Source organism: Vibrio sp. 10N.222.47.A9, from assembly GCF_963872585.1.
GTDB lineage: Bacteria > Pseudomonadota > Gammaproteobacteria > Enterobacterales > Vibrionaceae > Vibrio > Vibrio splendidus.
This window is the reverse complement of the sequence record NZ_CAWNBB010000001.1, coordinates 164040-188208: the sequence shown is the minus strand read 5'-3', so window position 1 is coordinate 188208 and position 24169 is coordinate 164040. Positions and strand designations below refer to the sequence as shown.

Annotated in this window: 23 protein-coding genes; all 23 read left to right on the top strand. The window is 45.1% G+C overall.

Translation table 11 applies throughout. From position 1 onward, the window contains the following. Positions 1-13: 13 nt before the first annotated feature. The 23 genes from AACT19_RS00830 (at position 14) to urtD (ending at position 24169) form a co-directional block, all read left to right on the top strand. Positions 14-1228, top strand: coding sequence for an IscS subfamily cysteine desulfurase (locus tag AACT19_RS00830; protein ID WP_076644813.1), 1215 nt, complete (start codon positions 14-16; stop codon positions 1226-1228). A gap of 33 nt (positions 1229-1261) precedes the next feature. Beyond that, positions 1262-1639 carry a Fe-S cluster assembly scaffold IscU gene (iscU, locus tag AACT19_RS00825; protein ID WP_004735094.1) on the top strand — a complete coding sequence of 126 codons (378 nt, stop codon included), beginning with the start codon at positions 1262-1264 and terminating at the stop codon, positions 1637-1639. Between the two features lie 103 nt (positions 1640-1742). Then, positions 1743-2066 (top strand): iron-sulfur cluster assembly protein IscA, encoded by a 324-nt coding sequence (gene iscA / locus AACT19_RS00820; protein ID WP_004735095.1) that lies wholly within the window; start codon positions 1743-1745, stop codon positions 2064-2066. Positions 2067-2146: 80 nt separating this feature from the next. Next, complete coding sequence (hscB, locus tag AACT19_RS00815; RefSeq protein ID WP_009848288.1) at positions 2147-2662, top strand: co-chaperone HscB; 516 nt, start codon at positions 2147-2149, stop codon at positions 2660-2662. 22 nt (positions 2663-2684) lie between these two features. After that, positions 2685-4535: a Fe-S protein assembly chaperone HscA gene (hscA, locus tag AACT19_RS00810; RefSeq protein ID WP_076644812.1), complete on the top strand. Its 1851-nt coding sequence runs from the start codon at positions 2685-2687 to the stop codon at positions 4533-4535. A gap of 20 nt (positions 4536-4555) precedes the next feature. Then, complete coding sequence (gene fdx, locus AACT19_RS00805) at positions 4556-4894, top strand: ISC system 2Fe-2S type ferredoxin (RefSeq protein ID WP_076644811.1); 339 nt, start codon at positions 4556-4558, stop codon at positions 4892-4894. Positions 4895-4986: 92 nt separating this feature from the next. Further along, a complete protein-coding gene (gene iscX / locus AACT19_RS00800) occupies positions 4987-5187 on the top strand; it encodes a Fe-S cluster assembly protein IscX (protein ID WP_004735099.1) in 201 nt (66 codons plus the stop codon). A gap of 206 nt (positions 5188-5393) precedes the next feature. After that, complete coding sequence (gene pepB, locus AACT19_RS00795) at positions 5394-6689, top strand: aminopeptidase PepB (protein ID WP_076644810.1); 1296 nt, start codon at positions 5394-5396, stop codon at positions 6687-6689. Between the two features lie 106 nt (positions 6690-6795). Next, positions 6796-7230, top strand: a complete 435-nt coding sequence (gene ndk, locus AACT19_RS00790) for a nucleoside-diphosphate kinase (protein WP_004735101.1) — start codon at positions 6796-6798, stop codon at positions 7228-7230. Positions 7231-7703: 473 nt separating this feature from the next. Further along, positions 7704-8846, top strand: coding sequence for a bifunctional tRNA (adenosine(37)-C2)-methyltransferase TrmG/ribosomal RNA large subunit methyltransferase RlmN (locus AACT19_RS00785; protein WP_004735102.1), 1143 nt, complete (start codon positions 7704-7706; stop codon positions 8844-8846). A gap of 440 nt (positions 8847-9286) precedes the next feature. Next, positions 9287-10222: a cytoskeleton protein RodZ gene (gene rodZ, locus AACT19_RS00780; protein ID WP_017090952.1), complete on the top strand. Its 936-nt coding sequence runs from the start codon at positions 9287-9289 to the stop codon at positions 10220-10222. Between the two features lie 7 nt (positions 10223-10229). Continuing rightward, a complete protein-coding gene (ispG, locus tag AACT19_RS00775) occupies positions 10230-11351 on the top strand; it encodes a flavodoxin-dependent (E)-4-hydroxy-3-methylbut-2-enyl-diphosphate synthase (RefSeq protein WP_004735104.1) in 1122 nt (373 codons plus the stop codon). A 70-nt stretch (positions 11352-11421) separates the two neighbouring features. Further along, positions 11422-12690: a histidine--tRNA ligase gene (gene hisS / locus AACT19_RS00770; protein ID WP_004735105.1), complete on the top strand. Its 1269-nt coding sequence runs from the start codon at positions 11422-11424 to the stop codon at positions 12688-12690. A gap of 79 nt (positions 12691-12769) precedes the next feature. Next, on the top strand, positions 12770-13384 hold the full coding sequence (locus AACT19_RS00765) for a YfgM family protein (protein ID WP_076644809.1): 615 nt from the start codon (positions 12770-12772) through the stop codon (positions 13382-13384). Positions 13385-13394: 10 nt separating this feature from the next. After that, positions 13395-14555 (top strand): outer membrane protein assembly factor BamB, encoded by a 1161-nt coding sequence (gene bamB / locus AACT19_RS00760; protein WP_017084409.1) that lies wholly within the window; start codon positions 13395-13397, stop codon positions 14553-14555. A gap of 158 nt (positions 14556-14713) precedes the next feature. Continuing rightward, positions 14714-16195: a ribosome biogenesis GTPase Der gene (gene der, locus AACT19_RS00755; RefSeq protein ID WP_004735108.1), complete on the top strand. Its 1482-nt coding sequence runs from the start codon at positions 14714-14716 to the stop codon at positions 16193-16195. A 133-nt stretch (positions 16196-16328) separates the two neighbouring features. Beyond that, positions 16329-17249, top strand: coding sequence for a metal-dependent hydrolase (locus AACT19_RS00750; RefSeq protein WP_076644808.1), 921 nt, complete (start codon positions 16329-16331; stop codon positions 17247-17249). Positions 17250-17538: 289 nt separating this feature from the next. Further along, the gene (locus AACT19_RS00745) at positions 17539-18540 is read left to right on the top strand and encodes a sensor domain-containing diguanylate cyclase (RefSeq protein WP_076644807.1); all 1002 of its coding nucleotides are present in this window, start codon (positions 17539-17541) and stop codon (positions 18538-18540) included. A 36-nt stretch (positions 18541-18576) separates the two neighbouring features. Then, the gene (locus AACT19_RS00740; RefSeq protein WP_004735111.1) at positions 18577-18804 is read left to right on the top strand and encodes a zinc ribbon domain-containing protein; all 228 of its coding nucleotides are present in this window, start codon (positions 18577-18579) and stop codon (positions 18802-18804) included. 294 nt (positions 18805-19098) lie between these two features. Further along, entirely contained in the window at positions 19099-20385 is a 1287-nt protein-coding gene (gene urtA / locus AACT19_RS00735; protein WP_076644806.1) for an urea ABC transporter substrate-binding protein, read from the top strand. A 133-nt stretch (positions 20386-20518) separates the two neighbouring features. Next, positions 20519-22147, top strand: a complete 1629-nt coding sequence (gene urtB, locus AACT19_RS00730) for an urea ABC transporter permease subunit UrtB (RefSeq protein ID WP_076644805.1) — start codon at positions 20519-20521, stop codon at positions 22145-22147. 10 nt (positions 22148-22157) lie between these two features. Beyond that, positions 22158-23330 (top strand): urea ABC transporter permease subunit UrtC, encoded by a 1173-nt coding sequence (gene urtC / locus AACT19_RS00725; protein ID WP_076644804.1) that lies wholly within the window; start codon positions 22158-22160, stop codon positions 23328-23330. Continuing rightward, positions 23327-24169, top strand: a complete 843-nt coding sequence (urtD, locus tag AACT19_RS00720) for an urea ABC transporter ATP-binding protein UrtD (protein ID WP_004735116.1) — start codon at positions 23327-23329, stop codon at positions 24167-24169. The genes urtC and urtD overlap by 4 nt, the downstream gene beginning before the upstream one ends.

The window sequence follows — 24169 nt, the reverse complement described above, 5'->3', positions numbered from 1 at the left end:
ATTGGAGTAGAAAATGAAACTGCCTATTTACTTTGACTATTCAGCTACATGCCCAGTCGATCCACGTGTTGCTGAAAAAATGGTTCAGTGCATGACGATGGACGGTAACTTCGGTAACCCTGCATCTCGTTCACACCGTTACGGCTGGCAGGCAGAAGAATCAGTAGATAATGCTCGTGAGCAAATTGCCGATCTACTAAATGCAGACCCACGTGAAATTGTTTTCACGTCAGGTGCTACAGAGTCAGACAACCTTGCTATCAAAGGTGCAGCGCACTTTTACGAGAAGAAAGGTAAGCACGTAATCACGTGTAAAACAGAACACAAAGCGGTTCTTGATCCATGTCGCCAACTAGAGCGTGAAGGTTTTGAGGTTACTTACCTTGAGCCAGAAGCAAACGGCATCATTGATCTAGACAAGCTACAGTCTGCAATGCGTGAAGATACTGTTCTAGTTTCTATCATGCACGTTAACAACGAGATTGGTGTAATCCAAGATATCGGTGCAATTGGCGAGTTATGTCGTGCACGCAAGATCATCTTCCACGTTGATGCGGCGCAGTCTGCGGGTAAAATCCCACTAGACGTAAAAGAGATGAAAGTTGATCTTATCTCTATGTCTGCACACAAAGCATACGGCCCTAAAGGTATCGGCGCTTTGTACGTTCGTCGTAAGCCACGTATTCGCCTTGAAGCGCAAATGCACGGTGGCGGTCATGAACGTGGTTTCCGTTCTGGTACTCTTGCTACTCACCAAATCGTGGGTATGGGCGAAGCGTTTGCTATCGCTAAACAAGACATGCAGAAAGATTACGATCACGCACTAGCACTTCGTGAGCGCCTATTGAAAGGTGTTCAAGATCTAGAAGCAGTAACCGTAAACGGCGACTTAGACCAACGTGTACCACACAACCTAAACGTGAGCTTTGCTTTCGTTGAAGGTGAATCTCTGCTTATGTCTCTAAAAGACCTAGCAGTATCATCAGGTTCTGCATGTACATCAGCAAGCCTAGAGCCTTCATACGTTTTACGTGCTCTTGGTCTGAACGATGAACTGGCACACAGCTCAGTACGTTTCTCATTCGGCCGTTTTACAACGGAAGAAGAAATCGACTACGCGATTGCACAAATTCGTGTAGCGGTAAATAAATTACGCAACATGTCTCCTCTATGGGATATGTATAAAGAAGGGATTGATTTGAACACTGTTGAGTGGGCTCATCACTAATCTCACGGAAATAGAGGATTCGAGGTAACTATCATGGCATATAGCGAAAAAGTAATTGATCACTACGAAAACCCACGTAACGTAGGTTCGTTTGATAAAGAAGACCCAAGTGTAGGTAGCGGCATGGTTGGCGCTCCAGCTTGTGGTGACGTAATGAAACTGCAAATCAAAGTATCTGCAGAAGGTATTATTGAAGACGCAAAATTCAAGACTTACGGTTGCGGTAGCGCAATCGCTTCTAGCTCACTAGTAACTGAGTGGGTTAAAGGTAAAAGTATTGATGAAGCAGCTGCAATCAAAAACTCTGAAATCGCAGAAGAGCTTGAGTTGCCACCAGTGAAAGTTCACTGTTCAATTCTTGCTGAAGATGCAATCAAAGCAGCGGTTGCGGATTACAAAAAGAAGCACTAATCGCTTCAATACCGTAATCACGTCGAAAAAATAAGTAATATTTGGGAGCACCCTTTGTGCTCCCACCTGAGTTCTCAATTTATATAAAACACAAGGTTGTAGTATGGCCATCACCATGACAGATACGGCAGCAAGCCGAGTTCAAGCTTTCCTAGATAACCGTGGTAAAGGTCTCGGATTACGCTTAGCAGTAAAAACTACTGGCTGTTCGGGTATGGCGTATGTACTGGAATTCGTTGACGAGCTTAACGAAGAAGACGAAGTGTTTGAGCATTCAGGTGTTAAGGTCATCATTGATCCAAAGAGCCTAGTATACCTAGATGGTACTGAGCTTGATTATGTAAAAGAAGGCCTAAACGAAGGTTTTGAATTCAACAACCCGAACGCGAAAGGCGAATGTGGTTGTGGTGAGAGCTTCAATGTTTAAACGCTTGAATCGTTAAGCGTTGTAAGCGAAGAATAAAATTAGGCTCTGAACAAAGAGCCTAAACTTAGGACCACCTTTACATGAATCATTTCGAATTATTTGGGCTACCACTTCAGTTTCAACTGGATGGTAGCCTTCTTTCTTCTCAGTTTAGAGATCTGCAACGCCAATTCCATCCTGATAAATTCGCGATAGCTTCTGAGCGAGATCGCTTATTAGCCGTGCAAAAAGCGGCACAAATCAATGATGCGTACCAGGTATTGAAGAATCCAATTAGCCGAGCAGAATACCTGCTGGTTCAACACGGTGAAGACATTCGTGGCGAACAACAAACCATGCAAGATCCGATGTTCCTGATGGAGCAGATGGAATTGCGTGAAGAGCTAGAAGACATCGCAGACAGTTCTGATCCCGAAGATGCGCTATTTGCATTTGAAGGCAAGGTTAGCAAAATGTATAAACAACAATTAAGCGCTATCCAACAAGAACTCGAAAGCGAAGCTTGGCTTGAAGCTGCAGACCGAGTAAGAAAGCTTAAGTTTATTGCAAAATTAAAGAATGAAATCGAATTAGTTGAAGATCGTTTGATCGGCTAGTTTGTATAACAAGGACACCTCCATGGCACTACTTCAGATTGCAGAACCAGGGCAAAGCGCCGCTCCTCACCAGCATAAGCTTGCTGTGGGTATTGATTTAGGTACAACAAACTCGTTGGTTGCTGCAGTACGCAGTGGCGAGGCGAGTACACTCGTTGATCAACAAGGTCGAAGCATTTTACCTTCAGTTGTTCACTACCAATCGGAATCTTATACGACTGGTGATGAAGCGCGTGCAAATGCACAGACTGATCCTAAAAATACCATTATCTCAGTTAAGCGATTAATCGGTCGTTCACTGTCAGATATTCAACAGCGATACCCATCTCTGCCATATCAGTTTGAAGAAAGTGATAATGGTTTGCCTGTGATTCGCACTGAGCAAGGCAACAAGAACCCAATTCAAGTATCAGCAGACATTCTGCGAGCGCTAGGTCAACGTGCTGAGTCAACACTAGGTGGCGAGCTATCTGGTGCAGTGATTACCGTTCCTGCGTACTTTGATGATGCGCAGCGTGCTGGTACGAAAGACGCGGCGCAACTTGCTGGTCTTCACGTGTTACGTCTTCTTAATGAACCTACTGCCGCAGCGATTGCTTACGGTCTGGATTCAGGTAAAGAAGGGGTAATCGCCGTTTATGACTTGGGTGGTGGTACGTTTGATATTTCTATCCTACGCCTATCTAAAGGTGTCTTTGAAGTTTTAGCAACCGGTGGTGACTCTGCGCTAGGTGGCGATGACTTTGACCATTTGATTACAGAGCATTTCCAAGCGCAAATGGGCTTATCAGAGCTAACGGCAGAACAGAACCGTATTCTTCTAGACGCAGCAACAGAAGCGAAGATTGGCTTATCTGAAGCTGAAAGTGTTGATGTTGACGTACTAGGTTGGTCTGGTTCATTAACTCGTGAAGAGTTCGAAGAGCTCATCAAGCCACTAGTTAAGAAAACGCTACTTTCGTGCCGTCGCGCACTGAAAGATGCTGAAGTTGACGCGGACGAAGTTCTGGAAGTGGTTATGGTTGGCGGTTCAACTCGTACTTTACTTGTCCGTGAAATGGTCGGTGGCTTCTTTGGTCGTACGCCATTAACCAGCATTAACCCTGATGAAGTGGTTGCGATTGGTGCGTCGATTCAAGCGGATATCTTAGTTGGCAACAAGCCTGACTCTGAGATGCTACTTCTAGATGTTATCCCACTTTCCTTAGGTATCGAAACTATGGGTGGCTTGGTCGAAAAGATCATCCCTCGTAACACCACGATCCCTGTTGCTCGCGCACAAGAATTTACCACGTTCAAAGACGGTCAAACGGCAATGACAGTGCACACCGTGCAAGGCGAGCGTGAAATGGTCGACGACTGTCGTTCACTGGCTCGATTTGCTCTGAAAGGCATTCCGCCAATGACAGCAGGTGCTGCGCATATTCGTGTCACTTACCAAGTGGATGCTGATGGCCTGCTATCGGTTACCGCGATGGAGAAGAGCACTGGCGTTCAAGCTGAAATCCAAGTTAAGCCTTCTTACGGTCTAAGTGACAACGAAGTGGCTAGTATGCTGAAAGATTCGATGACGTTTGCAAAAGAAGACATGCAAGCGCGTGCTCTAGCTGAGCAACGCGTAGAAGCGGACCGCGTTATTGAAGGGCTAATTGCTGCAATGCAAGCCGATGGTGACGAGCTGCTTGATGAGCAAGGCAAAGAACAACTTGTTCAAGCGATTGAAGCACTGATTGAAGTGCGCAACGGCGATAATGCCGATGCCATTGAACTAGAAATTAAGAATACCGACAAAGCGAGCCAAGACTTTGCTTCTCGTCGTATGGATAAATCAATTCGAGCTGCACTGTCAGGTCAGTCAGTCGATAATATTTAATAGTTAGAGAATAGATAAACATGCCAAAGATTATTGTTTTACCTCACGAAGATCTATGTCCAGAAGGCGCTGTTTTAGAAGCAAAAGCTGGTGAGACGGTTCTTGATGTTGCACTGAAGGCCGGTATTGGTATTGAACACGCATGTGAAAAGTCGTGTGCATGTACTACATGTCACGTTGTGATTCGTGAAGGTTTCGACTCATTAGAAGAAAGTGATGACCTAGAAGACGACATGCTTGATAAAGCATGGGGTCTGGAAATGGAATCTCGTCTTGGTTGCCAAGCTAAAGTGGCGGATACTGACCTGGTTGTTGAGATTCCAAAGTACACATTGAACCTAGCTTCTGAAGAGCACTAAGAACTCAGCTCGGCTAAAACTGTTAGTAAAACTGGCATAGAATATAAATCATGAAGATGACAAATCGTCGCTGATAAATATAAGGAAGTGTTATGAGCTTGAAATGGATTGATTCGCGAGATATTGCGATTGAACTATGTGATTTATACCCAGATACCGATCCTAAAACGGTGCGTTTTACGGACTTGCATCAATGGGTGTTAGATCTCGAAGATTTTGATGATGAGCCGAATCACTCGAATGAGAAAATTCTAGAGGCCATTATTTTGTGCTGGATGGATGAGATGGACTAGCCCTCTTGTTCTATAATTTGGCCGTTGGTTGGAATTTATCCAATATAAAACACAGCCAAGTTAACAATTCTTACTAAAAAAAGCGGACCTTATGGTCCGTTTTTTTATCAAAATGACATTTTTCTCCTACATAATGCTAACATCAGTCCGCTAATAAAAAATAATCAGAACCACACACTCAAGGTGGTTCATGACAAGGAGAAATCATGTCTACACAGATGTCAGTATTTTTAAGTCAAGAAGCTGCCCAGCCTCAGTGGGGAGCAAGAGCTATTTTATCGTTTTCTGAAGCGGGAGCGACAATTCACATTGGTGAAGGCCACGATTTAGGGGCGGTTCAACGTGCTGGTCGTACGCTTGACGGACAAGGTATCGCATTGGTTTCACTTAGCGGTGAAGGGTGGGATTTAGAAAGCGTTTGGGCTTTCTACCAAGGCTACCGTGGACCAAAGAAAAAGAATGCATTGGAATGGGATGCACTTTCAGAAACCGACCAAGCTGAGCTAGAAGCTCGCATTCGCTCTACTGATTGGACTCGTGACATTATCAACAAAACCGCTGAAGAAGTGGCACCTCGTCAATTAGCGACGATGGCTGCGGAATACATCAAGTCAGTGGCTCCTACGGGCACAGTTAAAGCGAAAATCGTTAAAGACAAAGACCTACTAACCGAAGGTTGGGAAGGCATCTACGCGGTAGGCCGCGGCTCTGAGCGTACTTCTGCAATGCTTCAACTGGACTTCAACCCTACCGGCGACGAAGACGCACCTGTATTTGCTTGTCTGGTTGGTAAAGGTATCACTTTCGACTCAGGCGGTTACAGCATCAAGCCAGGTCAATTCATGACAGCAATGAAGGCTGACATGGGTGGCGCAGCAACTATTACTGGTGGTCTAGGTCTAGCGATTGAACGCGGTCTGAACAAGCGTATCAAGCTTATCCTATGTTGTGCAGAGAACATGATCTCGGGTCGTGCATTGAAGCTTGGCGACATCATTACTTACAAAAATGGTAAGACGGTTGAGATCATGAATACCGATGCGGAAGGTCGCTTGGTTCTTGCTGATGGTTTGATGTACGCAAGTGCACAAAACCCTGAGCTGATCATCGACTGTGCAACGCTAACCGGCGCGGCTAAAAATGCATTAGGTAACGACTACCACGCGCTATTGAGCTTCGATGATGAGTTGTCTCACCAAGCACTAACGGCTGCAAATCAAGAGAAAGAAGGCCTATGGCCATTGCCTCTTGCTGATTTCCACCGTGGCATGTTGCCTTCAAATTTTGCTGATCTATCAAACATCAGCTCTGGTGATTACACTCCGGGTGCAAGTACAGCTGCTGCGTTCCTTTCTTACTTTGTCGATGACTACAAAAAAGGTTGGATTCACATGGACTGCGCGGGTACTTACCGTAAATCATCAAGTGATAAGTGGGCTGCAGGCGCGACCGGTATGGGTGTTCGTACACTGGCTCGTCTTCTTATCGACCAAGCAAAATAATAATAAGAGTGAGCGGTATTTCGATACCGCTTATTCATCAACTCAGATCGAATGATCTCAGTAATTTCAGTATTTAATAACAAAAAAATGAAGTGAAGGAATCCCTATGGCTCTAGAAAGAACGTTCTCAATTGTTAAGCCGGATGCAGTTAAGCGTAACCTTGTTGGTGAAATCTACCACCGCATTGAAAAAGCAGGCCTACAGATTATTGCCGCTAAAATGGTTTCTCTTACTGAAGCGCAAGCAAGTGGCTTCTACGCAGAACATGAAGGTAAAGAGTTCTTTGGACCACTTAAAGAGTTCATGACTTCTGGTCCTATCATGGTTCAAGTACTTGAAGGCGAAAACGCGATTGCTCGTTACCGTGAACTAATGGGTAAAACTAACCCAGAAGAAGCGGCATGCGGCACTATCCGTGCTGACTACGCAATCAGCATGCGTTACAACTCAGTACACGGCAGCGACAGCCCTGAGTCTGCAGCTCGCGAAATCGAATTCTTCTTCCCTGAATCTGAAATTTGCCCACGTCCTGCTGAATAAGCAGACAACAGCAAGTATCAATAAAGGCTTCACTTCGGTGAAGCCTTTTTCGTATGTGGACTTTGCATTCTCGATAACCTATTTAGTCGTCATTCCCGAGAGCGACGTAGGAGTGTAATCGGAATCTCTGTTAGTTGTTGGAGATTCCAGATACCTCGTTCCTCAGTTCTGGAATGACGGGCTTTGAGGCGTTCATGACCTGATAGCGATGAATGGCGGGAGCCACAATCTTGTGGTAAGTATTGGTGAGCTTGTGGAGATTATTTACGTCATTCCCGAAAGCGACTGAGGAGCGTAATCGGGAATCTTTTCTTTAATTTAGGTATTCTCAGACCGAACAAAACAATTGTTCAAGTTTTAATCGCTTAACTTTGAATGTCTTAATAAACACAGGGTTTTACAGCGCTTGTTGAAGTTGCGTAAAGCCTGTACAATTCGCGCCCTTAATTATTGTTCCGTCATTGAGAGGCATCATGACCACAGCTAAAGTCAATCTACTCGATTTTGATCGTAAAGGTCTTCGTAAATTTTTCACAGAAGAACTGAATGAGAAAGCGTTTCGAGCAGAGCAAGTGATGAAGTGGATTTATCACTTCGGTGTCGATGACTTCGAACAAATGAACAACATCAACAAAAAATTACGCGAGAAACTTCTGCATCGCTGTGAGATTGTTGCACCTATCGTTTCTGAAGCTCAGCACTCTGCAGATGGCACCATTAAATGGGCTATGAGCGTTGGTGACCAAGACGTTGAGACGGTATACATCCCTGATGGTGACCGTGCGACGCTATGTGTATCTTCACAGGTTGGTTGTGCACTAGAATGTAAATTCTGCTCTACGGCTCAACAAGGCTTCAACCGTAACCTGAAAGTTTCAGAGATCGTTGGTCAAATCTGGCGTGCTGCACGTGAAATCGGTTTAGAGAAAGATACGGGTCGTCGTCCAATTACTAACGTCGTAATGATGGGTATGGGTGAGCCTCTGCTTAACATGAAGAACCTAATTCCATCATTAGAGCTGATGCTTGATGATCTAGGATTCTCACTGTCTAAGCGTCGTGTGACAGTATCAACATCTGGTGTTGTTTCTGGTCTTGATCAGATGACAGACAACATCGATGTGGCTCTGGCGATTTCTCTACACGCACCAAACGATGCACTACGTAGCCAAATCATGCCAATCAACGACCGTTGGGATATCCAAGATTTCCTAGCATCGGTTCGTCGTTACATTGCTTCTTCAAATGCTAACCGCGGTAAAGTAACGGTTGAGTACGTTCTATTGGATCATGTGAATGATGATATGGACCACGCTCGTGAACTTGCTGAGCTAATGAAAGAGACGCCTTGTAAGATCAACTTGATTCCATTCAACCCTTATCCGGGTTCGCCTTACAAGAAGCCAAGCAACTCTCGTATTGATCGCTTCCAAAAAACGCTGATGGAATACAACTACACAGTAACGGTTCGTAAAACACGTGGCGATGATATTGATGCCGCATGTGGTCAGTTGGTTGGTGATGTCATTGATAGAACCAAGCGTACTAAAATGCTGAAAGCCGCCTCTGAAGCTAACTTAATCGCAGGTGATGTGATTCAAGTAAAAGCGGTTTAAATACCATTTAGATCTAAACAAGCCAGAAGGATTCCTTCTGGCTTGTTGCTTTTCTGGAAGGTGAATTTCCAAAAATTGGATTTTTTCCCCACGCTTTCTTACATTTTTCGTTAAATTTTGGACAAAACCATGAGCTGACGGTAAATTTTGTCGAAAGTGTTTTTGCCTTGTAATGGCATTAGCTTATGATTAAATAATCTTAAATTAATTTAAGTGCTCGCTTGTTACCCGATAATCGTCAATGTGTCTATTTAGGTTGGCTACTTGATAAACTAGCTTCCTGAGAAAGTCGCTCACCAACAGTGTGTGGTTTTCTACTTTAAGGGTTGATGAACCGGGTGACAGGAAAAATTCCACATAGTAGGTTGTAAGATTGAGCTTAAACGAAAATAAAAAATGCTCTCATCAACCTGCAATAATACTTTAGAAGTTCACTCTCTATGAACACAGAACAAGAAACACAAACGCAAGAAACTGTCGCTCCAGCAATTGAAGCGGGAACGCTGCTCAAAAATAAACGAGAATCTCTTGGTTTAACACAAAAGCAGATCTCTGATCGCTTGAAGCTACGCGTTACGCTTATCCAGCAAATTGAAGAAAACCAATTCGAGTCAGATCAGGTTGCCACCTTTATGCGTGGTTACATTCGTTCATACGCGAAATACGTCAATCTTGATGAAAAAGTCGTGTTGAACGCGCTTCATCATTCTGGTGATGCCCAACATCAAGAACAAGAAATGTTGAGCTTCTCTCGTAAGACTAAAACCGAGAAGCACAACAGCCGTATTATGCTCCTTACTTGGAGCATCTTTGCTGTGATTGTGGGTATCTCCTCACTTTGGTGGTGGCAGAACCAACAGCAAGATACCTTATCCCAATCTTTAGCCAATACTGAAAGCTCGGAAGAGCTAGTGGTAGAAGAGTCGCTTGATCCTGAACTGACTTCACTCGAAGTGATTGAAGCAGAACAAAACACAGAGACATCTCCTGTTACTGAAAATTCTGATGAGCTTACTGAAGTGAGTTCAGCTGAAGATTCAGTAACTCTTGACCCTGTTGAAGTCCTTGAAGAAGCACCAGAAGCAGCAGACGTTGCTTCGGTTACTGCGGAACCTGAGACTGTAGCGCCTGAAGCTGTGGTTAACGAGCTAGTGATGCAGTTCTCTGCTGATTGCTGGATCCAAGTGAAAGATGCTTCGGGCAAAACGTTATCTACTGGCATTAAAAAAGCAGGCCAGACATTAAATCTTTCTGGAACTGCACCATATAAAGTGATTCTGGGTGCGCCTGAAGGCGTATCGATGACATTTGCAAGTGAACCTGTCGACCTTTCTGGGTATACTTCAGGCAAAGTAGCTAGAATAACCTTACCTTAGAGTTAATATGCAACACGAATCTCCTATTATTCGTCGCAAATCAACCCGTATTTATGTGGGTGATGTGCCGATCGGTGATGGTGCACCAATTGCTGTGCAATCCATGACCAACACAAGAACAACAGATGTCGCCGCGACCGTCGCTCAAATTAGAGCTTTGGAAAAAGTGGGGGCAGATATCGTTCGCGTATCTGTACCGACTATGGAGGCCGCTGAAGCTTTTAAGCTAATCAAGCAGCAGGTCTCTGTTCCTTTGGTTGCTGACATTCACTTCGACTACCGTATCGCTCTTAAAGTGGCAGAGTATGGGGTTGACTGTCTGCGTATCAACCCAGGTAACATCGGTAACGAAAGCCGCATTCGCTCTGTTGTGGATTGTGCTCGTGATATGAATATTCCGATTCGTATTGGTGTTAACGGTGGTTCTCTTGAAAAAGAGATCCAAGAGAAATACACAGAGCCTACAGCGGAAGCGCTGGTTGAATCTGCAATGCGTCACGTCGATATCCTAGACCGTCTGAACTTTGATCAATTCAAAGTCAGCGTGAAGGCTTCTGATGTATTCCTAGCCGTCGGTTCTTACCGTTTGCTTGCTAAGCAGATTGACCAACCACTTCACCTAGGTATTACTGAAGCGGGTGGAGCACGTGCGGGTTCTGTGAAATCGGCTGTAGGTTTGGGCATGTTATTGTCTGAAGGTATCGGCGATACGCTGCGTATCTCGCTAGCAGCAGATCCAATCGAAGAGATCAAAGTTGGCTTTGATATTCTTAAATCTTTGCGCATTCGCTCGCGTGGCATCAACTTCATTGCGTGCCCAAGCTGTTCTCGTCAAGAATTCGATGTTATCAACACCGTTAACGCCCTTGAAGAACGCTTAGAAGACATAGTGACTCCAATGGATGTCTCTATCATCGGTTGTGTCGTTAACGGCCCTGGTGAAGCTGAAGTGTCTCACTTAGGCCTTGCGGGTAGTGCTCGTAAGAGTGCCTTCTACGAAGACGGTAAGCGTCAGAAAGAGCGTTTTGACAACGATGACCTTGTCGACAAGCTTGAAGCGAAGATCCGAGCAAAAGCATCGGTGCTTGATAAAGCAAATCGCATTGATGTAGAAAACTTAGAAGATTAATACAACGCGATGGGGTGTGATTGTCTATTCGCACTAACACCTGGTCGTGAGAAATTACGGAATAAATACTGTGGCTAAAAATATCCAAGCAATTCGAGGCATGAACGACTGCCTACCAACTCAATCACCACTGTGGCAGAAAGTAGAAAGCGCAGTTAAAAGTGTGGTGAGTGCATACGGTTACAACGAAGTTCGTATGCCTATCGTTGAAGAAACGAACCTATTTAGCCGTGCGGTTGGTGAAGAGACAGACGTTGTTTCTAAAGAGATGTACACCTTTGATGACCGTAATGGCGACAGCTTAACGCTGCGTCCAGAAGGCACAGCAGGTTGTGTACGTTCATGTATTCAAAACAGCCTTATCAACCGTGATGAGCAGCGCTTATGGTACATGGGTCCAATGTTCCGTCACGAGCGTCCTCAAAAAGGTCGTTACCGTCAATTCCACCAATGTGGTGTTGAAGTGTTTGGCCTAGACGGTCCAGACGTTGACGCAGAACTTATCATGATGACAGCACGTCTATGGCGTGAACTAGGCATCGATAAGCACGTTCGTCTCGAGCTGAACTCAATCGGTTCTCAAGAAGATCGCGTAAGCTACCGCACTGCGTTAGTGGCTTTCCTTGAGCAACACATTGATGTGCTAGATGAAGACTGCAAACGTCGCATGCACACTAACCCTCTACGTGTACTTGATACTAAGAACCCGGATGTTCAAGCGATCTTAGGTGACGCACCTCGACTATCTGAATATTTAGGTGAAGAATCGAAGCAACATTTTGCTGGTTTGTGTGAACTTCTTGACGCTGTTGGTATCGAATACCAAGTTAATGAGCGTCTAGTACGTGGCCTAGATTACTACAACCGCACAGTATTTGAGTGGATCACTGATAGCCTTGGTGCTCAAGGTACAGTTTGTGGCGGCGGTCGTTACGATGGTCTTGTTGAGCAACTAGGCGGCAAAGCAACCAATGCTGTTGGTTTTGCTATGGGTCTAGAGCGTCTGGTTCTTATGATGGAAACGCTAGAGCTAACAGAAGTTCGCCGTAGCGTTGACGTATACGTGGTTGCTGCTGGCGAAGGTACTATGATCGCAGGCATGCAGTTAGCGAATCAATTACGCGACACCGTTGAAGGCGTACGTGTAATGAACCACTTCGGTGGTGGTAACTTCAAGAAGCAATTCAAGCGTGCTGACAAAGTAGGTGCTGTTGTAGCACTGGTACTTGGTGAGAACGAAGTTGCTGACAATACAGTTGTGCTAAAAGATCTGGTTGGCGGCGAGCAAGAAACCGTGTCTCAAACGGAAGTTGCAGAGAAAGTTGCTGCGCTAATCTAATTAGCCATTGAGCAAACGCTCATCATGAATATCAACGTCAGCACTATGCTGGCGTTTAAAGAATTAAAGAGGACAGGAAGTGGAACTTTACGATAGCGAAGAGCAACAAGTTGAAGCCATTAAAGATTGGTGGAAAGAGAACGGTAAAGCCGTAATCTTTGGTGCAGTTATTGGTTTAGGCGGTCTATTTGGCTGGCGCTATTACCAAGATTCAGTCGTTGAAGCGCGTGAAGTCGCTTCAGAAGGCTACACCTCTGTAATTTCAGCTCTTGATGCTAAGGGCGTTGATGCTCAATCTGATATTCAAGCTTTTATCGACGCTAACAAAGACGCTGAATACTCTGTACTTGCTGCTATGCAATTAGCAAAAGCGCAAGTTCAATCGGGTGACCTTGCAGCTGCACTTGAACAGCTTGAGTGGGCAAAATCGGCAACTAAGGATGCGGCACTTACGCCACTACTGACTTACCGTGCTGCACGTATCAAAGCTGAGCAAGGTGAATTTGACGCAGCATTGACTGATCTTGAAGCGATGACTGACGAATCTTGGACAGGCCGTGTTGCTGAACTGCGTGGTGATATCTCACTTCGTAAAGGCGATACAGATGCGGCTTACAGTGCTTACTCTGAAGCACAACAAGCAGCTGATGCGAGCCAAACGCTTCAAATCAAACTTGACGACCTAGCTAAATAAGGCGCTTTGAATGAAGAAGATGTTTCCAAAAGCGGCGTTGTGTGCGATTGCTCTTGGCCTATTGGCTGGCTGTGCGGGTGAAGAAGACACCGTCATCATGGCGCCAGTACCAACAGTAAATAGCGAGTTCACTCCTAGTCAGGAATGGTCTACGTCGGTTGGTGATGGTGTTGGCCACTACTTTTCAAAACTAACGCCAGAATTGGCTTACGACAAAGTGTTTGTTGCGAGCCGTGAAGGTATGGTTAAAGCGCTGGACCCTGAAACAGGTAAAGAGCTGTGGAAAGTCGATCTTGAGAAAGAAGTACTGGCTCGTTTATCGGGTGGCTTAACGGCGGCTTACGGCAAAGTATTTGTTGGTTCTGAAAATGGCGAAGTGATCGCGATGGATGAATCAACTGGTGAAGAGCTGTGGCGTGTATCAGTGAATGGTGAGGTGCTTGCATCCCCAGCAACTGAAAGCAACATGGTTATTGTTCATACCAGTCGCGGTATGTTGATCGCGTTAGATCAAGAAAGCGGCGAACAAAAATGGACGATTAGCACTGAAGTTCCAAGCCTAACACTTCGTGGCGATAGCTCGCCTGTTGCGGTTTCTGGTGGTGTATTCTGGGGGACTGCAAATGGTCGTTTAGCAGCCGCTATTGTTGACCGTGGTCAGCTTATTTGGCAACAGCCAGTAGGCACACCAAAAGGTGCAACGGAAATCGATCGCTTGGTTGATGTTGATGCATCACCGATTGTTCTTGGCGGAACCCTGTATACCGTAGGTATCAATGGTCAGCTAATCGCTATCGATCTTCGTTCTGGTAAGCCAATTTGGAAGCGTAACTACTCGTCAGCGATTGATTTAGCGAGTGATGGTAGCCGTTTGTTCGTTGTTACCGACAAAGACCATGTGGTTGCGGTTGATGCGCGTAGTGGTACTGAACTTTGGAGCACTCCATTGTTAGAAAACCGCTTACTGACAGCACCTGCTATTATTAATGGTTATGTAGTTGTGGGTGATACAGAAGGTTATCTGCACTGGTTAGATCGTTCATCGGGTGAGTTTGTTGCTCAACAGCTCGTCGATGATAGCGGCTTTGCGGTTGCGCCAATTGAAATGCCCGAAGGCTACTTAGTGACGACTCGCAATGGCGATGTAAAGAAACTAACGATTAGCCAATAAAAGCGTGATACAATTCACAGTCGGCTCCTGGTTGGTAACAGCTAGGAGCCGTTTTGTTGTTATGAATTAATAAACCGTGTGGTTATAGGTAAGAGTTTAAACTTGCGATCAAGTGCTTACCTATAACTACATTTAGAGAAGAAATTGTAGAGGTTGTTATGGTACCTGTTGTTGCTCTAGTAGGGCGTCCGAACGTAGGTAAATCTACGTTATTTAACCGATTGACTCGAACTCGTGATGCATTGGTTGCGGATTTTCCTGGCTTAACGCGTGACCGTAAATACGGTCATGCTCATTTTAGCGAGCATGACTTTATTGTTATTGACACTGGTGGTATCGACGGTACCGAAGAAGGTGTTGAAACTAAAATGGCTGAACAGTCGCTAGCGGCGATTGATGAAGCTGATGTCGTTCTATTTATGGTAGATGGCCGTGCAGGTCTAACACCTTCAGACGTGGCGATTGCTAAGCACCTTCGTCAACTAGAAAAGCCTTCAATGCTAGTAGTAAACAAGGTTGATGGTATCGACCCTGATGCTGCAAGTGCTGATTTCTGGCAACTAGGCGTAGAAGACATGTACCAAATCGCTGCAGCGCACGGTCGTGGCGTAACAGCGTTGATTGATCTTGCTCTTAACCCGTTCGCAGAAGCGTTAAAAGCAGAGAATGGCGAAGTAAGCGATTTAACTGAGTTTGAAGACGAAGAAGAAGAGCAAGTTGATTTCACTGAAGAAGAAGCTGAAGAAGAATTCAAGCGCCTTCAAGATCAACCAATTAAGCTAGCGATCATTGGCCGTCCTAACGTTGGTAAATCAACACTAACTAACCGTATTCTTGGTGAAGAACGTGTTGTTGTTTACGATATGCCAGGCACAACTCGTGACTCTATCTACATTCCAATGCAGCGTGATGAGCGTGAATACGTTCTGATTGATACTGCAGGTGTTCGTCGTCGTAAAAATATCAACGAAACAGTAGAGAAGTTCTCAGTGGTTAAAACACTGAAAGCAATTGAAGATGCTAACGTTGTATTGCTGCTTATTGATGCTCGAGACAACATCTCTGATCAAGATTTAAGCTTGTTAGGCTTTGCGTTGAATGCTGGTCGTTCAATTGTTATTGCAGTAAACAAGTGGGATGGTCTAGACAGCGATGTTAAAGATCGCGTTAAGAAAGAACTAGACCGTCGTTTAGGTTTCGTTGATTTCGCACGTATTCACTTTATCTCTGCACTTCACGGTACAGGTGTTGGCCACTTGTTTGAATCTGTTCAAGAAGCTTACAAGTCAGCAACGACTCGTGTTGGTACTTCTGTGCTAACTCGTATCATGAAGATGGCGACTGATGATCACCAACCGCCTATGGTTCGTGGCCGTCGTGTTAAATTGAAATACGCGCACGCTGGTGGCTACAACCCACCGATTATCGTTATCCACGGTAACCAAGTACGTAACTTGCCAGATTCATACAAACGATTCTTGATGAACTACTACCGTCGTTCACTAGAGATTATGGGTACACCTATTCGCATTCAATTCCAGAACAGCGAGAACCCATTTGAAGCTAAGACAACCAAGCTGACAATTTCTCAAGAACGCAAACGTAAGCGTATGATGAGCATGGTTAAAGGTCGTAAGTAAACCTTTCCAATAGATTTGATACCCGAGCCTGTCTCGGGTATTTTTTTAAGTAAAATTCACGTTAAGCCATAACCTCATATCTCCATATCGTGATGGGTTAACGAATTAGACTCAATTTCAAAAGAAGAACGATATGACCACTAGCGATCCAATGACACCAGCGACATCCATGAAACCAATAATAGTTATCACACCAACCATTACTCAATTTTGTCATCAGGCTTGGCAGATCAATGCAAAGGCGTTGTACGTTGAAAACGATGACAGCAAAACCTACCTGATCACCGACATGACACCTTTCCACCCAGTAAGTCATATTTGGCCAGACCACCCTGCAGACCGAGGCTTTGTGAATGTTGGTGACGTGCAATATCCCGTTGAAGACTGTCTTGTTGGTGCAATAGAACAATCTACTGGCAAGCTTCATATCGGAGTAGATATCCCTGTTAAGCGTGATGCGGAAGGGTGGGCGTTTGTGGTTGTCCACCAGCTCCCCGCATCTGCTTCTATGATTAAGGTTAACGACGAAGTCATGTTGTCGGTTGATAAAGAGTATCAAGCTAGTTTGAGCCGTGGTCACAGCGCTGGCCACATCGCTTTCCTAGCCTTGAATAAAGTATTGGCTGAGAGCTACTGGCGTAAAGATGCAGATAGAAAAGATCCACTCGGCAGCTACGACTTCAATAGCTACGCTCAAGTCACCAGTTTTGTGACGCCAGAATTATGTACAGACAAGTATCGTTTGGGCAAAACCCTCAAGAAACGCGGTTTGAACGTTGCAGACATGCTAACCAATCTTGATGGTATCGAAGCCGACATCAATCAGATGATTAAAGGTTGGCTCGCAGACTCAACGCCAGTAGCAATGAGACTGGAAGGTGAGGCATTAACAGACTCTCGTTACTGGGAATGGCAGTTGGATGCCGATACTTTAGTGTCTATCCCGTGTGGTGGTACTCACATTGAGAATACGTCAGAGCTTAAGTCTTTATCGGTTAAGTTAACCCAGTTAGATGACCAGCATATTGAAATGCTGACGCATGTAATGCGATGATTTAGACTACAGATCGAAATAGCTTGTGCTGTTTGTTTTGTTTTTATATGTAACTTTTAATATAAATGACTATTTAAAATTGAAATGCAGCACATGTAACTTATGCTTTCGGTGTGTGGTGATATAAATATTCTTTTTGGGGTAGATCGCTGATCAAAATAGATAAAGCGAAAGATCAACCTATGATCTTCGATTGTGTGTACGGCTTATTTAGTGTGTTATTATTAACCAATAGCAAGCTTGCATAAGAACAAGCTGTACCCTATTACACAATTGAAAGCTTTAGTGAATGGAACAACAATTTTTATTAGAAGGCCACCGAGCCGTCAATAGTTTGCTGCGCAAGCTTGCTCTTGGGATGGATCGCAAAGATTTAAACCATAAGATCATTCAGCTTACCGAGCAGATTTTTGGGGAGCGTATGGCTTCAATTTTACTGCTCAACTCAGAGTCTAAAACTTTACATCTTGAATATGCCCCAAACCTGCCTGATTTTTACAATCAGCAGATAGAAGGGGTTGGGATTGGTGCAGGGATTGGTTCTTGTGGCGAGGCGGCTGCCCTTAAGAAAGCAGTGATGGTCTCCAACATAAATGCACACCCAAACTGGGCACCTTTTTTAGCCCTCACCAATCAAGCGAATCTGCATGCCTGTTGGTCGGTACCTATCATCTCGTCGCGCGGTAATGTGTTGGGTACCTTCGCTATTTATAGTCAGTACATATCTGAACCGCATGAATTTGAGCTCGAGATCTTAGAACTACTGGCTTCCCTGTACTCGGTAGCACTAGAGAAGTTTGAGCTGGAGAATCAGCTTAACTTTTTCGCTAATCGTGATTCTCTAACCCATTGCTTGAATCGTCGCGCATTGTTTAATGAAGCTGAGAAAGTGTTGGCTAAGCGATGCTTTTCAGAAAAGGTGATGGCGTGTTTGTTTGTTGATGTCGATAAGTTCAAATCGATCAACGATACCTATGGTCATAGTTTTGGTGATGATGTGCTGTTGGCAGTTGCCGAAGTTCTTGATGAGGCAACCACAGCATGTGCCAAGATAGGGCGTTATGGTGGCGATGAGTTTGTGGTGTTCTCTTGCTTTGATGATCAAGCAAGCGTTGTTAGCTTCTACCACAGCTTAGAGAAAGCACTGCAACAAGCGCTTTATATCAATGATGTGCAGTTCTCAGTGAGTGTTGGGTTGTCTTGTGAGAAAGATCCTCAAGGATTAGACCAGTTGATCGCACAAGCTGATAAGAACATGTACCAAATCAAGCAAGCGAAGTCTCAGCGGTAGTAGATTGTAAAAATAGTCGTGAATTAGGAAATGCTAATGAGTGAAAATATCTGCCCTAAGTGTCAGTCTGAGCTAGCTTGGGATGGCAAGTATCACTGTGAAAGTTGTCAGGCTCACTTTACTAAAGTTGGGTTTTGCCCTGAGTGCAGCAGCCAACTTGAGAAGCTTCAAGCCTGTGGTGCGGCGAGCTATTTTTGTAATGCCGATTGCAACGAATTGAAGTCTAAGTCGAGAGTAAAATTCGAATTCCAACCAGCGGAATAGCCTTAAACAGCATGGTTTAAACGGCCATCGGTGATGTTATACCAGAGACCCAATACCAAAGTGTTGGGTCTTTTTTGTATCTAATGAACAGGAATGTGTCATCTTGGTTCATTCTCATCGTCACTGCACCAGTATGAAACATAGTGACATGATTGATATGCACTTTATTGGTGTGGCTTGCTATTAAGTTTAATTAATACAAAAGCTTATAAATTTATTGATTGCTTTTTAAGTTTGGCACTCTTCTTGTAACTCTGTAATTGAATAACAAAAATACAATTATGGAGTAATATCATGAACAAGGTGTTCAATTTATCGCTAGCTGCACTGTGTACAACACTTTCATTTTCTTCTGCAACAGTGTTTGCTGCTGATGAGACCATCAAGGTCGGTGTTCTACACTCACTTTCTGGCACTATGGCGATCAGTGAAACCACGCTAAAAGATACCGTGCTAATGCTTATCGAAGAGCAGAACAAAAAGGGCGGTTTGCTTGGCAAGAAGCTAGAACCTGTCGTGGTTGACCCTGCGTCAAACTGGCCGCTATTTGCAGAAAAAGCGCGTGAGCTTATCGAAAAAGAGAAAGTAGGTGTGGTGTTCGGTGGTTGGACATCGGTATCACGTAAATCCATGCTGCCTGTTTTTGAAGAACTCAACAGCATCCTTTTCTACCCAGTACAGTATGAAGGCGAAGAGTCTTCTAAAAACGTTTTCTACACCGGTGCCGCGCCAAATCAACAAGCGATCCCTGCAGTGGATTACTTGATGGAAGAGCTTGAAGTTGAGCGTTGGGTACTTGCAGGTACCGATTACGTTTATCCACGTACCACCAATAAGATCCTTGAAGCTTACCTAAAAGATAAAGGTGTCGCAGAAGAAGACATCATGATCAACTACACGCCATTTGGTCACTCTGATTGGCAATCTATCGTTTCAGACATCAAGAAGTTCGGTGAAGCGGGCAAGAAAACCGCTGTTGTTTCTACTGTGAACGGCGATGCGAACGTACCTTTCTATAAAGAGCTAGGCGCTCAAGGCATTTCATCTGAAGACATCCCAGTTATTGCATTCTCTGTTGGTGAAGAAGAACTGTCAGGCATGGACACAGAACCACTGGTGGGTCATCTAGCGGCTTGGAACTACTTCATGAGTGTTGATACCGAAGCCAATGAAGAGTTCGTTGAAACGTGGCAGTCGTTCATCAAGAGTGAAAAGCGTGTCACCAATGACCCAATGGAAGCGCACTATGTTGGCTTCAATATGTGGGCTCAAGCGGTCACTAATGCGGGCACAACCGATCCTGAATCTGTGCAAGATGCCTTGATTGGCGTGTCTGTACCTAACCTTTCTGGCGGCTACTCTACCATGCTACCAAATCACCACATCACCAAACCAGTCCTGATCGGTGAAATCCAAGACGATGGTCAATTCGATATCGTTTGGGAAACCACTGGCCTAGTGGCGGGTGATGCTTGGTCGAGTTACTTACCTGAATCGGCAAAACTGTTCTCTAGCTGGTCGAAGCCATTCTCATGTGGTGCGTTTAACGTCGAAACTAAGAAGTGTTCTGGCGGTAACTAGAGTCATTAATTTTGAGCCTTGTCTTTGGCAAATCAAGCCAAGGGAAGGCTCATCGTTTCAGGTAACAACCACTATCCACACATCCTCCAAGTAAAAATAACAATATCTAACTTGGTTGGTTAAGGAAGCAGGGATGAAAAACGTATTAAACGTATTTAAAGCGCTGTTGCTCATGGCAGTCAGTGCTCAGTTGGCTTTTGCGGGAATAACGGATGAAGCTAGCTTTACCAAGGCGCTAGTTGGTAAGAAAACACCGGATAAAGAATTAGCTATTGATTGGGTGATTGAGACGCAAACGGAAGATGTGTCGAAACCTATTTTAGATGGCTGGTTAAACGGAAACCTTTACTACTTCAATGAGAAACAGAGCGAGCAGTACAAACAGCTCTACCTCATTCAAAACATCAAAACGGCAACGTCAGCTCAGTCAGTATGGACTGATTCAACGCTTAATATCGAGAATGCTAGACAGTTTAAAAAGGTTCGTGTGAATAACAAACTTCGCGGCATCTTGCGCGGGGAAATTGCTTCTATTGGACTGAGCAGCGGCAACCCTGATGTGCGTTATAAAGCGGTTTTGGATTTGTTAGGAACCAAAGACGCTGACATCATCGAACGACTCACTGAACTCAGAATCAATGAATCATATGGCAAAGTAGCTGAGCTAATGGATTTGTCGTTAGCGATTTCCACCTCTCTTAATAACAGTGCCACCATTGAAGATCGTGTGGCTTCAATTGAACGAGTTGGCGACTTCAAACACTCGGTCGTTCTGAAAACACTGAACCAACTACTGAACAGTGAGCAAGATCCAAGCATTACCGCTGCAGCAGAACGTGCGATGGATAGCTATCAGCAAAGCCAAGCACTCTATTCGGGGGTAGAAACGGTATTCTTCGGTTTGAGTTTAGGTTCGGTATTGGTGTTAGCGGGTATCGGCTTAGCGATTACCTTTGGTGTGATGGGTGTTATCAACATGGCTCATGGCGAGTTGATCATGATTGGCGCTTATACCACCTATGTCATGCAATTGTTGATGCCCAATCATATTGGTTTGGCACTGATACTCTCTATCCCTGCTGCGTTTATTGTTTCAGGTTTGGTGGGCATTGTGATCGAGCGAAGTGTGATTCGTCATCTTTATGGTCGCCCATTGGAAACCTTACTCGCGACCTTTGGTATCAGCTTGATCTTGCAGCAAGCCGTTCGCTCGATTTTCTCTCCTTTGAACCGCTCAGTGAGCACACCTGAATGGATGTCTGGCGCACTTCAATTGAACCCAATGTTGTCTCTGACTTACAACCGACTTTATATCATCTTGTTCTGTGGTTTGGTGTTTATGGGCTTATTAATGGTGCTGAAAAAGACACCACTAGGCTTACAGGTTCGTGCGGTTTCTCAAAACCGTGGCATGGCTCGTGCGATGGGTATTCGTTCTGAGCGAGTTGATGCGATGACCTTCGGTTTAGGCTCTGGCGTTGCGGGTGTCGCGGGTGTGGCACTTTCTCAACTGACCAACGTGGGTCCAAATATGGGGCAGGCATACATCATCGACTCATTCATGGTGGTGGTGTTCGGCGGTGTTGGCAACCTATGGGGTACGCTAGTCGCAGGTTTAAGTCTTGGTCTGTTCAATAAGATTTTAGAACCATGGGCTGGTGCGGTTCTCGCCAAGATTCTGGTACTGGTTTTCATCATTCTATTTATTCAAAAACGCCCACGCGGGCTCTTCCCGCAACGTGGTCGTGCGGCTGAAGGTTAAGGACAACATCATGCAGTCAAAATCATTTGTACTTTCGGCGATGCGTGGTGATAAAGGTGGCCAACTGACCATCCTTGCCATTCTTGCGGCCGTCATTCTTATCCCACTGGCTAACACCATGTTACCAAGTGGGCACCCGCTCCATGTCGAGACTTTCACTATCTCACTGATGGGCAAATACCTGAGTTACGCAATGTTGGCGTTGGCGCTCGATCTAGTGTGGGGCTATCTCGGAATCTTGAGTCTAGGCCACGGTGCTTTCTTTGCGCTTGGTGGTTATGCGATGGGCATGTACTTGATGCGTCAGATTGGTGACCGTGGGGTTTATGGTGATCCAATCCTGCCTGACTTTATGGTGTTCCTTGATTGGTCTGCGTTGCCGTGGTTCTGGCAGGGTTTTGATCAGTTCTGGTTCGCCTGCTTAATGGTGGTGTTGGTGCCGGGCGCATTGGCTTACTTGTTTGGTTATTTAGCTTTCCGCTCTCGTGTGTCCGGGGTTTATCTTTCTATCATGACTCAGGCGTTAACTTACGCATTGATGCTGGCATTTTTCCGCAACGAGATGGGCTTTGGTGGTAACAATGGACTGACAGATTTCAAAGACATCATTGGCCTGAGTTTACAGAGTGATGCGGTCAAGATAGGTCTGTTTGTCGCGACTGGTATTGCGCTTATTCTCAGCTACATCGCGTGTCGCATGGTGGTGACCAGTCGATTAGGTCGTGTGGCACTGGCGATTCGAGATACAGAGTCACGTACTCGCTTTATGGGCTACGACGTTGATGGCATCAAGCTGTGGGTCTTCGTTCTTTCAGCGGTTATCGCGGGTATTGCTGGGGCTTTATATGTCCCTCAAGTTGGCATCATTAACCCGGGAGAATTTGCTCCGCTTAACTCGATTGAGATTGTGGTTTGGGTTGCCTTAGGCGGTCGTGCCACTCTGTTTGGCGCCATTGTCGGTGCATTGATTATCAACTACGCCAAGAGCTGGTTTACGGTTGAGTTCCCAGAGGTGTGGTTATTTGCTCTGGGTGGATTATTCGTTCTCTCGACCATGTACTTCCCACAAGGTGTAATTGGCTTTGTCAGTGAAAAATGGCAGCAGCTGCGCAAGGCATCAAATGGGAAAAACCAAGATAAAGATAAGGATAATCAGCACAAGGCCAAGGAGGTGATCGCATGACCACATTTAATAGCGTAAAGGAATCGGTTCAGGCGTTCACTCGTCGAGACCAAGTCTTTGATTACCTCAAACCCGATATTCATCCTGCCATCGATACTCGCCATAACGTGCTGTTGTATGTCGAAGGCGTCAACAAAAGCTTCGATGGTTTCCAAGCGATAAACGATCTGAACCTCTACATCAATGAAGGAGAGCTTCGCTGCATCATTGGCCCTAATGGCGCAGGTAAAACCACCATGATGGACATCATCACAGGTAAAACTAAGCCAGATACTGGCGAAGTGTGGTTGGGTTCGAACATCAACTTATTGAAGATGAACGAAGCCGAAATCGCCAATGCAGGCGTTGGGCGTAAATTCCAAAAACCGACCGTGATTGAGTGTTTAACCGTGTGGCAGAACCTTGAGTTAGCCATGGCTGGTGACCGTTCAGTGTGGGCGACTTTCACTGCTGTGATGTCTGGTGAGCAGAAAGACAAGCTGACCTCGGTACTTGAGCTGATTCATTTAAAAGACGAAGCGGCGAATTTGGCAGGTAACCTGTCTCACGGTCAGAAACAGTGGTTAGAGATAGGCATGTTATTGATGCAAAACCCTAGGCTATTGCTGGTGGATGAACCCGTTGCAGGCATGACTCATCAAGAGATGGACCGTACCTCTGAGTTACTCAATTCTCTGGCAGGCAAGCACTCAGTTGTGGTAGTTGAACACGATATGGATTTCGTTCGTTCTATCGCCAGCCATGTCACCGTGCTTCATCAAGGTCATGTGCTGGCTGAAGGCACCATGGACCAAGTGCAGGCTCACCCAGAAGTTAAACAAGTTTATCTCGGAGAATAG

Coding starts and splice junctions, on each gene's coding strand:
- AACT19_RS00830 (WP_076644813.1), top strand. CDS start 14: ATGAAACTGCCTATTTACTTTGACTATTCAGCTACATGCCCAGTCGAT.
- iscU (WP_004735094.1), top strand. CDS start 1,262: ATGGCATATAGCGAAAAAGTAATTGATCACTACGAAAACCCACGTAAC.
- iscA (WP_004735095.1), top strand. CDS start 1,743: ATGGCCATCACCATGACAGATACGGCAGCAAGCCGAGTTCAAGCTTTC.
- hscB (WP_009848288.1), top strand. CDS start 2,147: ATGAATCATTTCGAATTATTTGGGCTACCACTTCAGTTTCAACTGGAT.
- hscA (WP_076644812.1), top strand. CDS start 2,685: ATGGCACTACTTCAGATTGCAGAACCAGGGCAAAGCGCCGCTCCTCAC.
- fdx (WP_076644811.1), top strand. CDS start 4,556: ATGCCAAAGATTATTGTTTTACCTCACGAAGATCTATGTCCAGAAGGC.
- iscX (WP_004735099.1), top strand. CDS start 4,987: ATGAGCTTGAAATGGATTGATTCGCGAGATATTGCGATTGAACTATGT.
- pepB (WP_076644810.1), top strand. CDS start 5,394: ATGTCTACACAGATGTCAGTATTTTTAAGTCAAGAAGCTGCCCAGCCT.
- ndk (WP_004735101.1), top strand. CDS start 6,796: ATGGCTCTAGAAAGAACGTTCTCAATTGTTAAGCCGGATGCAGTTAAG.
- AACT19_RS00785 (WP_004735102.1), top strand. CDS start 7,704: ATGACCACAGCTAAAGTCAATCTACTCGATTTTGATCGTAAAGGTCTT.
- rodZ (WP_017090952.1), top strand. CDS start 9,287: ATGAACACAGAACAAGAAACACAAACGCAAGAAACTGTCGCTCCAGCA.
- ispG (WP_004735104.1), top strand. CDS start 10,230: ATGCAACACGAATCTCCTATTATTCGTCGCAAATCAACCCGTATTTAT.
- bamB (WP_017084409.1), top strand. CDS start 13,395: ATGAAGAAGATGTTTCCAAAAGCGGCGTTGTGTGCGATTGCTCTTGGC.
- der (WP_004735108.1), top strand. CDS start 14,714: ATGGTACCTGTTGTTGCTCTAGTAGGGCGTCCGAACGTAGGTAAATCT.
- AACT19_RS00750 (WP_076644808.1), top strand. CDS start 16,329: ATGACCACTAGCGATCCAATGACACCAGCGACATCCATGAAACCAATA.
- AACT19_RS00745 (WP_076644807.1), top strand. CDS start 17,539: ATGGAACAACAATTTTTATTAGAAGGCCACCGAGCCGTCAATAGTTTG.
- AACT19_RS00740 (WP_004735111.1), top strand. CDS start 18,577: ATGAGTGAAAATATCTGCCCTAAGTGTCAGTCTGAGCTAGCTTGGGAT.
- urtA (WP_076644806.1), top strand. CDS start 19,099: ATGAACAAGGTGTTCAATTTATCGCTAGCTGCACTGTGTACAACACTT.
- urtB (WP_076644805.1), top strand. CDS start 20,519: ATGAAAAACGTATTAAACGTATTTAAAGCGCTGTTGCTCATGGCAGTC.
- urtC (WP_076644804.1), top strand. CDS start 22,158: ATGCAGTCAAAATCATTTGTACTTTCGGCGATGCGTGGTGATAAAGGT.
- urtD (WP_004735116.1), top strand. CDS start 23,327: ATGACCACATTTAATAGCGTAAAGGAATCGGTTCAGGCGTTCACTCGT.